General features: G+C 46.1%; 11 protein-coding genes. All 11 read right to left on the reverse strand.

Annotated elements, in window-relative coordinates; all coding sequences use genetic code 11:
* Positions 1-18 precede the first annotated feature (18 nt).
* Positions 19-1443 (reverse strand): Asp-tRNA(Asn)/Glu-tRNA(Gln) amidotransferase subunit GatB, encoded by a 1425-nt coding sequence (gene gatB, locus MMY95_RS07665; protein WP_003641343.1) that lies wholly within the window; start codon positions 1441-1443, stop codon positions 19-21.
* Positions 1443-2906 (reverse strand): Asp-tRNA(Asn)/Glu-tRNA(Gln) amidotransferase subunit GatA, encoded by a 1464-nt coding sequence (gatA, locus tag MMY95_RS07670; protein ID WP_104795609.1) that lies wholly within the window; start codon positions 2904-2906, stop codon positions 1443-1445. Before gatA ends, gatB begins: the two co-directional genes overlap by 1 nt.
* Entirely contained in the window at positions 2906-3226 is a 321-nt protein-coding gene (gene gatC, locus MMY95_RS07675) for an Asp-tRNA(Asn)/Glu-tRNA(Gln) amidotransferase subunit GatC (RefSeq protein ID WP_003641341.1), read from the reverse strand. The genes gatA and gatC overlap by 1 nt, the downstream gene beginning before the upstream one ends.
* Positions 3227-3266: 40 nt before the next feature.
* Positions 3267-4442 carry a CamS family sex pheromone protein gene (locus MMY95_RS07680; RefSeq protein WP_003641340.1) on the reverse strand — a complete coding sequence of 392 codons (1176 nt, stop codon included), beginning with the start codon at positions 4440-4442 and terminating at the stop codon, positions 3267-3269.
* Entirely contained in the window at positions 4439-6478 is a 2040-nt protein-coding gene (gene ligA, locus MMY95_RS07685) for an NAD-dependent DNA ligase LigA (RefSeq protein ID WP_202861310.1), read from the reverse strand. The genes MMY95_RS07680 and ligA overlap by 4 nt, the downstream gene beginning before the upstream one ends.
* A 16-nt stretch (positions 6479-6494) precedes the next feature.
* Positions 6495-8762 (reverse strand): DNA helicase PcrA, encoded by a 2268-nt coding sequence (gene pcrA, locus MMY95_RS07690; RefSeq protein WP_104795607.1) that lies wholly within the window; start codon positions 8760-8762, stop codon positions 6495-6497.
* Positions 8763-9202: 440 nt separating this feature from the next.
* Complete coding sequence (locus MMY95_RS07695; RefSeq protein ID WP_003641337.1) at positions 9203-10372, reverse strand: ATP-grasp domain-containing protein; 1170 nt, start codon at positions 10370-10372, stop codon at positions 9203-9205.
* Between the two features lie 112 nt (positions 10373-10484).
* The gene (locus MMY95_RS07700; protein WP_003644127.1) at positions 10485-11033 is read right to left on the reverse strand and encodes a DUF2179 domain-containing protein; all 549 of its coding nucleotides are present in this window, start codon (positions 11031-11033) and stop codon (positions 10485-10487) included.
* Positions 11034-11055: 22 nt separating this feature from the next.
* Positions 11056-11643: a xanthine phosphoribosyltransferase gene (locus MMY95_RS07705; protein WP_003641335.1), complete on the reverse strand. Its 588-nt coding sequence runs from the start codon at positions 11641-11643 to the stop codon at positions 11056-11058.
* A 50-nt stretch (positions 11644-11693) separates the two neighbouring features.
* Entirely contained in the window at positions 11694-12335 is a 642-nt protein-coding gene (locus tag MMY95_RS07710; protein WP_104795606.1) for a glycoside hydrolase family 73 protein, read from the reverse strand.
* Positions 12336-12626: 291 nt separating this feature from the next.
* Positions 12627-12918, reverse strand: a 292-nt coding sequence (locus tag MMY95_RS07715) for a transposase (protein ID WP_143444880.1), incomplete at its 5' end; no start/stop codon positions are given.

A 12918-nucleotide genomic window follows, 5' to 3' on the forward strand; every position in this document is an offset into this window, starting at 1 on the left:
CCTTATCGACCAACGCTTCTACCGTGCTTTTAATGATGTCATTAATAGTTGGTTGACGACTTTCGGGTTAGCTTGACCACGTGTCTTCTTCATGATTTGACCCACGAGGAACCCAACGGCCCGGTCTTTACCGTTCTTAAAGTCATCAATTGATTGTTGATTATTATCCAATACGTCGTCAACGATTGGTTGTAACTTCGCCGGATCAGACAATTGGACTAAGCCCTTGTCGTTGACCCATTGGACAGGTTCTGAGCCCGCCATAATGGCCTTAAAGACCTTCTTAGCAATCTTACTTGAGATGGTTTCATCTGAAATCATCTTGATCATCCCAGCTAAGTTAGTTGGCGTTAAGTCAGTCGCTAACAAATCAACTTTATGCTCGTTCAAGTACGCGTTAACGTCCCCTTGCAAGTAGTTTGAAGCTAATTTAGGATCCGCACCTTCAGCAACGGTTGCATCAAAGAAGTCAGACATTTCCTTAGTTTGGGTCAACACACCCGCATCATAAGCAGTTAAACCAAATTCATTGATGTAACGTTCACGCCGCGAACCAGGCATTTCTGGAATGGTCTTCTTAACGGATGCAATCCAGTCATCATCGATATCGACTGCTGGAATATCAGGTTCTGGGAAGTAACGGTAATCATCGCTACCTTCCTTGACCCGCATCAAAATCGTTTGGCCCGTTGTTTCATCAAAACGCCGCGTTTCTTGTTGGATCTTGCCACCCGCCATGAGAACTTGTTGTTGGCGTTGCTCTTCATATTCTAACGACTTGCGCACGTAGTTGAAGGAGTTCAAGTTCTTCATTTCGGTCTTCACACCATACTTGTCGGAACCGGCCGGCCGAATTGAAATGTTAACATCGACCCGCATTGAACCTTCTTCCATCTTAACGTCCGAAACGCCCGTAAATTGGATCCGTTGCCGCAACGCTTCACAGTAAGCATAAGCTTCTTCTGGGGAGGCAATGTCAGGCTTAGAAACAATTTCAATTAGCGGCGTCCCTTGCCGGTTCAAATCGACATAGGAATAGTCGTTTTCATGGGTGTTTTTCCCGGCATCTTCTTCAATATGCATCTCTTCGATACCGATTTTTTTCTTTTTACCATCAACTTCGATTTCAATCCAACCATCATGCGCAATTGGTTTTTCATGTTGCGTAATTTGGTAGGCCTTCGGGTTATCCGGGTAAAAATAGTTCTTCCGGTCAAAGTACGTGTGATGTTCGATTTCAGCATGTAAAGCCGTTGCTGCTTTAATCCCAGCTTCGACCACGCCCTTGTTAGGCGTTGGCAATACCCCCGGATACCCCCAGTCGATCACGTTCGTGTTGGCATTTGGTTCGGAACCAAATTGCACGGGTGAAGGACTAAAGATTTTTGAGTTCGTTTTTAATTCAACGTGGACTTCCAAACCAATCGTGGTTACAAAATTCATTAGTTAGCACCTCCGACTTTCGGGGTTTGCTTGTAAACTTGCGTTGCTTGTTCAAAGGCATAGCCCGCTCGATACATTGTGCTTTCATCAAACGCCTTACCAATTAATTGCAAGCCAACTGGTAACCCGTCTGCAAACCCAGCTGGTACTGACATTCCTGGTAACCCAGCCAAGTTGACTGGAATCGTCAAGACATCGTTCATATACATCGTAATTGGATCAGATAATTCGTCACCCAACTTAAAGGCCGGTGTTGGTGCAACTGGTCCCATAATCAAATCGTAATCTTCAAAGACCTTATTAAAGTCATTGATAATCATCGTCCGAACTTGACCAGCTTTGTGGAAGTACGCATCGTAATAACCAGCTGACAAGGAGAAGGTCCCTAACATAATCCGGCGCTTAACTTCATCACCGAAGCCCTCGGAACGACTACGGACATAGACATCTTCCAAATTCTTAACATCGTCAGCCCGGAAACCATAACGAATCCCGTCAAACCGTTGTAAGTTTGAAGAAGCTTCTGAAGACGCAATGATGTAATAAGCAGCCACACCGTAGCGACTGTTTGGTAAGGAGACTTCTTCAACCGTAGCACCTAAGTCTTCAAACTGCTTGACTGCTTGTTGAATGACTTCACGAACTTTAGGATCGATCCCGTCGCCCATGTATTCTTTTGGTAACCCAATCTTCATACCCTTGATATCACCCGTCAAACCAGCCGTAAAGTCTGGTACAGTTTGTTTGGATGACGTGGTATCATGCACATCGTTACCTGCAATCATATTCAAAGCGGCCGCGTTATCCTTGACTGTCCGTGTCATTGGGCCAATTTGATCTAATGAAGATCCAAAGGCAATCAGCCCCCAGCGTGAGACCCGACCGTACGTTGGTTTCATACCGACAATTCCGTTAAATGATGATGGTTGCCGAATCGAACCACCCGTATCAGAACCTAATGCAACTGGCACTTGTCCAGAAGCCACTGCGACAGCTGAGCCACCTGAAGACCCACCGGGCACCCGGCTGATGTCCCAAGGATTACGAGTGACATGGAACGCCGACGTTTCAGTTGACCCTCCCATGGCAAATTCATCCATGTTGGTCTTACCAACGATCAACGCGTTGCTTGCTAATAGTTTGTCAACCACCGTGGCATTATAGACCGGCACGAAGTTTTCCAACATTTTAGAAGCCGCCGTCGTCGTTAGGCCCTTCGTCACAATATTATCCTTGACTGCCATCGGAATCCCAGCAAAAACGTTGTTCGCGTCGATGCCATTCTGATCCAAAGCAGCCGCCTGTTGTAAGGCCTGTTCTTCATTTAAATTCAAGAACGCCCCTAGCTTAGAGTCAACCTGATTCATATTCGCAAAAGTGGCCTTCGCTAGTTCCGTGGCACTGATCTTCTTGGCTACCAAGTCAGCGTGTAGACTAGTTAGATCTTGGTCGAAATAAGTCATTATTCACCGTCCCCACTTTCATCAATAATTGCTGGCACTTTGATCAAGCCATTGGCCGTTTCTGGGGCATTCTTCAGCAATGCTTCCCGGAGTGCTTCATCACTCTTAACTGCCACGTCTTCACGTAGCGTATTCGTATGATCACTCATCCGTGACGTAACGGGTACACCCGTGGTATCAACTGTGCTTAATTCTTCGAACATGCCGATAATTTTTTCTAGTTGCGGTGTGAACATCGCTAATTGGTCTGGTGTAAACTCCAATTTGGCTAAGCTCGCCACGTGTTGCACTTGTTCGGCATTAATTCGTTCTTCAGCCATCAGATTTCCTTCTTTCTCAAATCTTACTCAATATTATTGTTTAATCGTCGCCCTGGTCACTAAAGACATGGGTGTAATACGAACTACCCTTCGCCGTTCTGGCTAAGAAGCTTTGAATGTCACCATTGGCACTCTTAACCGTAATTTCAACCGGTACACCAGATGGCAAGTACCGTTTAGCAGCCGTTGCTAAGTACTGCGTGAAACTGATGATTTCCGTTTCGCTGTAGAACTTAGTCGTGATGTTGACACTTAATTTACTCAACGATTTGTCCTTGTAATGAGCATTCGCCGTTACGCCAGACAAGTTCGGGAAGAAATTCTGCACGTGGGACTTAAACTGACTAAAGTCCGACTCATCATTACTATTCGCACCTGAGTTCTTTGACTCAGAGGTCGCTGGGAAGACATAATTCTTCCAATTCAACGACGTCCAGTTTGAGATCGAAGTGGAGCCGTTCTTAGAGACCGCGTAGGCAATCATGTCGCCCCCAACTAAACTATCATTCGAAGACTGCTTATAGAGTGCCAAGACAATCGGCACATTCTTCAAAGCTGAGCGTTGCCGCAACCGTTGTAAGACAGTATTCGCCATCTTCTTACCTTGCGCCGTTAACTCAGTCGTTGAGATGTCCGTTTCGTATGTTGCCCCATATTCGACCTTAGTATAATAATCGACCGAGTTCATTCCCAAGCCAATCGTGACCCCGCCAAGCGATAACTTACTACCATTTTGAACCATATAATCCTGTTCTTCAAGCTGTTGTAAGTAAATCGGATTCCGAGTATTCGGATCTTTCTTACCGTTATTCTCTGGGTTCAAGCCCTCCGAATTGCTGCTTGATTTCCGTCCGAGCCAATTTTCAACTGTCGATGAGCTCAAATACTGCCCTTCTTGAAAGACATACTTACTCGTTGGAAAGACCTTTTTAGACACGTCCAATAAGCCACTTTCGAAGCTCTTCAAGTTCATGACGTTATCATTTTGCGAAACGACCACGCCTCGCGACTTACTCGTCCGATAACGGCCATTTTTGATGACGCCTTGATAGAACTCACTATCAGCAGTTCCAGTGGTGGTCGTTGTTTTCGTTCCGGTCGTTGTGGTGCTACTACTAGTCGACCCAAAGGACGAATTCTTTAAATTACCGCAGGCGGCTAGAACAATGGCAGCTACTGCCACTAAGCCAATCGTGCGTATGCGTTTAACATTCACGCTTGTGCATCCTCCCTCATTGTTTCGCTGAACCGGGCTTCATCCCATACAGTAATGTCCAGCTGCTGTGCTTTTTGCAACTTGCTTCCGGCATCGCTACCTGCAATCACGAGATCCGTCTTTTTAGAGACGCTTCCCGTAACCGTGGCGCCGTGAGCTTGTAGCCATTGAGTCGCATCTGGCCTCGTAAAGCTTTCCAGCTTACCAGTTAACACGACCCGCTTGCCTGCAAACCAACTGTTACTATCTTCTGCCACGGTGGCACTAGGGCCTTGATAAGTGGTATTCACGTTGACTGCTTGCAATTCGCGGATGAGTGTATGAACTTCGTCGCTCTCAAAATATTGAACCACTGCGTTCGCAATCACATCGCCCATCGAGTCGATCGCCGCAATCTCTTCTTGGCTAGCTGCCATCAACGCCTCAATCGTCCCAAAATGCTGCGCGATTAACCGCGCCACTTTAGCACCAACGTGCCGAATACCAAGACCGAACAATAACCGTTCAAGTGAATTATCACGGCTACGGTCAATTGCTGTCAAGAGCTTTTCAGCAGATTTATCTTTTATTTTATCTAATGTTAACAGTTGTGCCTTGGTTAATCGGTACAAATCGGCAACGTCACTAACCAGCCGATTTGCATAGAGTTGCGCAATGATTCGTGGTCCCAAGCCATCGATATTCATGGCATTGCGAGAGGCAAAATGAACCAGCCCTTCTTGGACTTGTGCTGGACATTTCGGGTTAATACACCGTAAAGCCACTTCGTCTTCCAAATGAACCAGCGGCGCCCCACAAGACGGACACGTGGTTGGAATAACTAATGGTTGTGCATCCTTGGGTCGTTTGGCTAAGTCAACCGATGAAATTTCCGGAATAATATCGCCAGCCTTGTGTAGCAAGACCGTATCACCGATGCGGACATCTTTGGCCGCCATGTAATCGGGATTGTGTAACGAAGCCCGCGCAACCGTCGTCCCAGCTAGTTGAACGGGTTCCATAACCGCAGTTGGCGTAACGACTCCTGTACGGCCAACGGTCCATTCAACATCCTTTAAAAGGGTCGGCTGCTCATCAGGTGGAAACTTAAAGGCAATCGCCCATCGTGGCACCTTGACTGTCGCTCCTAGTGAGCGTTGCAGCGGTAACGGGTTAGCTTTGATCACGATGCCATCAATGCCATATGCTAATTCTGGCCGTTCATTTTGATAATGGTCAATGTAACTAAAGACATCGGCCATCGAATGGGCCACCTTAAAGTCAGGATTGATGGCAAAACCAAGATCTGCGAACTCCGTTAACATGTCACTCTGCGTACGGGCGGTTAACGGTTCGTAGTCGGCAATGTTATACATAAACGTGCTGAGCTGTCGTTCCGCCACGACTCGTGAATCTAGCTGCCGTAACGTACCGGCCGCAGCATTGCGTGGATTCGCAAAGACTGGTTCTCCCGCTGCTTCTCGGCGTTCATTCAAGGCAGCAAACGCCGCCTTAGGCATGTAACATTCCCCACGTACATCGATCGTCAGTGGTCGAGTCAGCCGTTGTGGAATCGACTGAATTGTCTTAATATTAGCCGTAATATCTTCGCCCACCGTACCGTTACCCCGCGTGGAACCTTGAACGAGTACCCCATCTTCATAACGTAACGACAGCGCTAAACCATCAATTTTTAACTCACAATTGTAATCGACTGGATGACCAACGTTTTGTTCCAAGCGATCAACAAACTCTTGTAACTCAGCTTGTGAAAAGACGTCGCCCAATGACAACATCGGAATCTCATGGGTCACTTTATCAAAGCCTGCTTTAACCGTTCCACCAACTAATTGCGTCGGTGAATCCGGTGTAACGAGCTGTGGAAAAGTTTGTTCGAGTTCGACCAACCGTTCATACTTTTGATCATACACACTATCTTCAACGTTCGGCGCATCTTCGTCATAGTACTGCCGACGCCATTCATTTAACGTTTGCCGTAAAGCAGCCGCTTCATCAGCCGCCTGCTCGACCGTCATTGTGTTGGATTTGTCCGCCATCAGCCAGTCCTCCTAACTAGTCCTGTACTTTTTGGATCGGTGCAAATGCGGCTAATAACCGCTTGATTCCTTCAGATTTGAAAGCAATGTCTAGTTCAGCATCTTCACCAGCACCGGAGACCTTCACGACCGTTCCGGTTCCCCACTTACGATGCTTGACTTTATCACCGATCGACCAACTATTCTTGTCAGCACCCGTGCCACTAGCCTTCTTGACCGTGGCCCGCGTCCCCACTGGATTCTTTTTATATGAAGGTGTAAAAGCACGCCGTTCACGATCCGCACCAAATGGAACTTTAGGACCAGTGCTACTTGCACCATCCAACGTATTTTCATTTTTGAGTAATTCTGGTTCGATTTCTTCAACGAACCGGGAAGCCGGATTATTCTGCCGCCGACCGTAAAGCATCCGTGAGTATGCATTGGTCAAGTACAGCTTCTTCTCAGCCCGCGTAATCCCAACGTATGCTAACCGCCGTTCTTCTTCCAGCTCGTCTTCATCCATCATTGCCCGGGACAGTGGGAAGATACCTTCTTCCATCCCAATCAAGAAAACAACCGGAAATTCTAGCCCCTTCGCTGCATGTAACGTCATCAGCGTCACGGCTTGGGGTTCTTCCTCAACGTTATCCACATCCGAAACCAGTGCTAAATCCGCTAAGAAGTCCACGAATTTGTCACTATCTTCATCTTCAGGTTGATAACTATCATCGAATTGTTTGGTGACAGACAAGAATTCTTCAATGTTTTCGATACGGACTTGTGCCTCTAACGATTTCGTTGCCTTAGCATCTTTCAACGCCTTCATGTAACCCGTGCGGTCAAGAATCTCTTGTGTTAAATCCGTCACGGATAAGTATTCCCGCATAGCGCGCAATTCATTCATCGTCGCTGCAAACTTCGCTAAAGCACCCTTCGCTCGTGCTGAAATGCCATTAGCCATATCAACATTGCTAGCTGCTTCCAACATGGAATAACCCGCTTCATCCGCGAACAACCGCAATTTTTCAACACTCGTTTGACCAATGCCGCGCTTAGGTTCATTAACGACCCGTTCAAAGTTCATTGAATCTTGATCGTTCACTGCCAAAGTCAAGTAGGATAAGACGTCCCGAATTTCTTTACGGTCATAGAACTTATTACCACCGACCATTGTATAGGGGATGTTCGCCTTAACGAGTGACTCTTCCATTACCCGGGATTGTGCGTTCGTCCGATAAAGGATTGCAAAATCGCCGTAGTCCATTTTGTCCTGCTGCATGCTTTCTTGAATCTTGGCAATGACAAAGTGAGTTTCATCACTTTCACTCTGACCACGATAATAAGAAATCTTGTCACCCGGTTCATTCTCAGTCCATAATTTTTTCGGCCGCCGCGTTGAATTATTGTTAATAACTGCATTAGCCGCCGACAAAATTGTCTTGGTCGAACGATAGTTTTGCTCCAACATCACCGTGTCAGCTTGCGGATAATCCTTTTCGAAATCGAGAATATTTTCCATGTTGGCACCCCGCCAACCATAGATGGATTGATCCGCATCCCCAACTACACATAAATTTTTATATTTGTCAGCTAACAAGTTGACTAACGTATACTGTGCGTTATTAGTATCTTGATATTCATCCACGTGAATATAATGGAATTTGTTTTGGTACCACGCCAGCGTTTCAGGATTCTGCTTGAATAATTGAATCGTCAGCATGATCAGATCATCAAAGTCAACGGCTTGATCAGCCGCTAATTCACGTTGGTATTGCAAATAAACGTCTGCCACGACACTCTCAAAGGGACTGGCAGCCGATTCTTTATACATCTCCGGCGTTTGTAAGTCATTTTTCGCATTTGAAATTGCGGATAAGATTGACCGTGGATCAAATTTTTTCGAATCGATATTTTGTTCCGTCAAGATTCGTTTGACTAAGGTCCGTTGCTCGCTAGTGCCGGCGATTGTGAACGCTCGGTTATACCCGATTTGTTCAATGTCACGTCGTAAAATTCGGACACACAGGGCATGGAACGTTGAGACCCAGACCTCCTGCGCCGATTCACCTAACAGCTTACCAACCCGTTCACGCATTTCGCGTGCGGCCTTGTTCGTAAACGTAATCGCTAAAACATTCCAGGGGTTGACCCCTTGCTCTTCAATTAAATAAGCTACCCGGTGCGTCAATACACGGGTCTTCCCCGAGCCCGCACCGGCCATAATTAGTAGCGGTCCTTCTGTGTCTAAAACGGCTTCTTGCTGCTTGTCATTCATTCCTGCCAATAGGCTTTCTTTCGACACGCTGTTCGCCACCCTTTCTAAAAATCAGTCACCAAACATTATAGCAAATTTTGGCCGTGATTGCTGTACTTTAAGGTCAGCATCTCATACAAAAATCGCGGTTTTTCCATTGTCAGTGACACCTATGTTAATTTTACAACTTCTACTATTCACGGGAAACGAATTGACGGCAATATTGCGTAACTTTAAGTAATTTTGAGACTCCCTCAATTTCTAACCAAAATACCCGCCACGCCAATCTCAACGATTCCCCCTCAGATAACCGTATCTCGCCATTTGGCTGGCTTCTCCCCAACCGCTAAAAAAATCCAATTCACAAAATGAATTGGATTTCGAACTTTATTTATTCACGACGGTTACCCATAATAGCTGGTCACCCGGTGCGAACAGTACGATTAGTTTAACCGTAACAATCCGTAAAACTAGGTTCTGATCATACACTACTCAGCTTCAGGTTCATTATCAGCCGGCGTCGTTTGCCCAAACTGCCAAATACTTGTGTCTTCGATCTGTTCGAGTGCTTCTTTAACACTTGGTGCTTCGACTAGCACGTGGCCAGCGACTGGTGCCCGGTGCGCTTGTAACAACGTCCGGTGATAGAAATTAAAGAACCAGTTCGTCTTAATCTGCCACTGCGTCCGAATGCCACTCTCCTGGGCCGGTGTAAAGTAAGCAGCAACCACGGGCATCAACTGCTTGACTGGCATTAACGGCAGTCCCGCAATTGCTCGCAAGTGTTGTTCTGCCATACTAATATTCGTAGCACGTTCGAAGACATAACCCGCCTGATGCATCGCAGGGACAATCCGCTTCACGTATAAATTACCACTCTTCGTTAAGAAGAAGGCAACTTCAAAGACACCCGTATAACTCAAGTTATCACTAATTTCCTTTGTGATCCGCAGCATTTCGTCATTCACAGCTGAATCAATTTGAGCTGGCACAATCGAGGCAACTAGCTCATGATTACGATACCGGTTTTCAACGGTTGGGAAGAAAGCTGTCGTATCACCACTCTTAGCACCAAAAACGGAGAGTTCCTTATCATATGGAATCAATGACTCTAACAAGTATGTGCCCCAATCCAACAGATCAGCCGCCTTGACAATATCCGTCTGCGTCTTAATGACCAGTTGCCGATTTTGACCCAAGCCCTTTTGAATCGGCTTCAAAATACTAGGATATCCAATTGACCCGATCGATTGATAGACATCATCCAAACTGACAATTGTCGCTGACGGTGCTACATTCAAGTTAAGTTGGCTGAAAAACGCCCGTTCCAAAGAGCGGTCCTGTGTAATCTCAAGCGCATCGGCGCCTTGTGGAACCCGGGTATGGGCCGCCAAAAAATTAATGACCGACGCATCAATGGTTTCCGACTCGTAAGTCACCATATCACAACGTTCTGCGAAGTTCTGTAACTGTTGTTGATCATTGAGGGCCCCGACAACGCGAAAATCTGCCAGTTCCATGGTCTCAGTATTTTCGTTATCGCCGTATACCCCGACATTGATGCCAGCATTACGCGCGGCAATTACTAATCCAACACCATTAGTACTACTTCCAATAATGCCAAGCGTACCACCTGGGTTTAAAATCGAGTTGTCCACTTCAGTCCCTACTTTCCTATGCTTTAAATAATTATAATCTGATTATTGAATTATTTTAACGCTCATTATCCTGTAACAATCATACTTGCTGACACGCACAGTTGCAAGTTTATCACTGCTTTTTTCGGCGAGCATTGCGTCGCTTAACTCGCTTGAGCCAAAAGCCACCGGAGATGTAGCGTGGTTCATACGCGATCACAAACGCATTGGGCGCCGCGTCTTTAATCAGGCCATACAGCCGCCGTTCGTTCTTCCGTGGGGCCAGAATTTCCAGTTCTAGCCGCTCACCTTCTAGACCATAAGCAGCGTGTTGTGTGACCCCAAAGCCATTTTCACGGAGCACTCCCGGTAACGACGACTTGGGATCAGGTAAAATGACTGAAATCATTGTATACCCTAACGCTAATCGATCTTCAATTACCATCCCAACATACACCCCGACACCGTAACCTAACGCGTATACGACTAAATTGATCGGATTATTGAGACGATTTAAGACCAATGATAATCCTAGCACATAAATCGTAATCTCAATGACACTTGCAAAAGCTGCAAAATACCGATAACCCCGCATTACAAGCAAAAAACGTACGGTGTTTAACGTAATGTAAGCAAAGTTGATGATGAAAATAAGGACTAGCATCCCCATGTCAATGTGCATCACAATCCCCCGCTTTCTTAACTTAAGCCTGGGTGTCCTCCGATGCAAAGTGCACCCGGTCACCATCAAATGACGTAATCTGTGCTAGTGATTCTAAACGGACACCCCGATCAGCAATCAGTTGATGACCCGTTTGGAAGACTTTTTCAATCACAATACCGACACCCGCAATTTTTACGTGCGCTTTATCACAGATTTCAAACATCCCTTGAACCGCCTGACCATTGGCCAAAAAGTCGTCAATTAACAAGACTTGGTCATCCGCCTGTAAGAACTTCTTGGCAATCGAGATGTGGTTAGACGTCTTCTTCGTGTAAGAATAAACTTCGGCTGTATATAAATCATCAATTAACGTGACTGATTTGTGCTTACGCGCGAACACAACGGGCACGTGCATTGCTAACCCCGCCATGACTGCCGGCGCAATTCCTGATGATTCAACCGTCAAGATTTTCGTTACACCCGCATCTTGAAACAAGTGGGCAAATTCCGTTCCCATGGCAAACATCAGGTCGGGATCAACTTGGTGATTCAAAAAGCCGTCCACTTTCAATACTTCACCGGGAAGTACCCGGCCATCTTTCAAAATGCGTTCTTCAAGTTCTCGCATAGTACCCTCCTAGAATTATAAGCGACATTGAAATACTGCTATCAATTTCATTACTTTCTATCATACCGTTGTAAGTCATATTTTTGAATAATATTAATTAATTTTTGTGCATAACTTGGATCAGTCGCATATCCAGCCGTCTGCAATGCTTGCGCAGCTGTCTGATAATCAGTTGCCTTAATCACCTCAGCGTAGTGCTGAGAATCCCAAGTCGTTCCGTACGCCAATTTCTTGGCATGATCGACCAGCGAAGCGTGCCAGCTATCATAAACGGCGAAGCGCCGTTTGACCGTATGATAGGCCCCGTCATAATACTCCTGCGTCGTCATGAGCCGTCCCGACGTGGACTTAACCCCAAATAAATTATTATTCTCCGTCGCATTGGTACTTTGTCCCCAATCCGATTCCAAAATCGCCTGACTTAGCGTGATACTAGCCAGCACGTGGTATTGCTGATCAAGCTGTTGCGCAGCTGGTACTAGCTTTTTAATAAATGCCGCATGCGTTGTTGTAGGTGCTGTCGCCGTAACCCGCGACTTAACCGCCCAATTATGCTGAATATACCAAACCATCCCCACCATCGCCGCCAACACTAATAAGATATTGACCCACTGAAGGCGGCCCTTCTTCACAAATAATTGTGTCTTTGTCCGTTGCTTCCGGCGCGATTTTCGCCGCTTCCCCGCCATCATAGCCGCCTCCTTTCTGGTAATTGCCTTACAGATTACACCTGTTCATTTATCATGAATTAGGATTAAAACATGCTGGTTTCTTAGTTCAAAGCTGCCAGCTTAGGCCCGCTGTAAAAAGTTTGAGTTAGCGTAAACGTGCTTAGAATAAGATTCGTATTTGAGATGAAGCGGCTTGGGCGTTAGCTCAAATCGACATCGGCTGCGTTCCAGTAATTGTCACCCGGCCCCGGAAGTCGGCATAAGACGCACACGTGCTGACGAATAAGAATCCAACTAGGGTCCGTCTTAAAACTACTTAAGTAAGATGCAAATTGAGGCAATGTAGACCGTAGCCAGATAAACATGAGCGAGCTTATCATAACGCGTTGCAATCCTACGAAAGTTCTTCAACTGATTGAAGAAGTTCTCAATCAAATGGCGCTCACAATAAACGTGGTAATCACAGGTCCACTTGTCTTTGGTATTTTCCTTTGGCGGAATGGTATAGACGCCTGCTTTATCTTCAATATACTGGCGAAGTTTCGCGGTGCCATAGGCTTTATCCGCGATAATATTTGATTGAGAAATATCGAAGCCTTCCAGC

It is taken from the genome of Lactiplantibacillus sp. ME-2 (assembly GCF_022549155.1).
Taxonomy (GTDB): Bacteria; Bacillota; Bacilli; order Lactobacillales; family Lactobacillaceae; genus Lactiplantibacillus; species Lactiplantibacillus plantarum.

Coding starts and splice junctions, on each gene's coding strand:
- gatB (WP_003641343.1), bottom strand. CDS start 1,443: ATGAATTTTGTAACCACGATTGGTTTGGAAGTCCACGTTGAATTAAAA.
- gatA (WP_104795609.1), bottom strand. CDS start 2,906: ATGACTTATTTCGACCAAGATCTAACTAGTCTACACGCTGACTTGGTA.
- gatC (WP_003641341.1), bottom strand. CDS start 3,226: ATGGCTGAAGAACGAATTAATGCCGAACAAGTGCAACACGTGGCGAGC.
- ligA (WP_202861310.1), bottom strand. CDS start 6,478: ATGGCGGACAAATCCAACACAATGACGGTCGAGCAGGCGGCTGATGAA.
- MMY95_RS07700 (WP_003644127.1), bottom strand. CDS start 11,033: ATGCACATTGACATGGGGATGCTAGTCCTTATTTTCATCATCAACTTT.
- MMY95_RS07705 (WP_003641335.1), bottom strand. CDS start 11,643: ATGCGAGAACTTGAAGAACGCATTTTGAAAGATGGCCGGGTACTTCCC.
- MMY95_RS07710 (WP_104795606.1), bottom strand. CDS start 12,335: ATGATGGCGGGGAAGCGGCGAAAATCGCGCCGGAAGCAACGGACAAAG.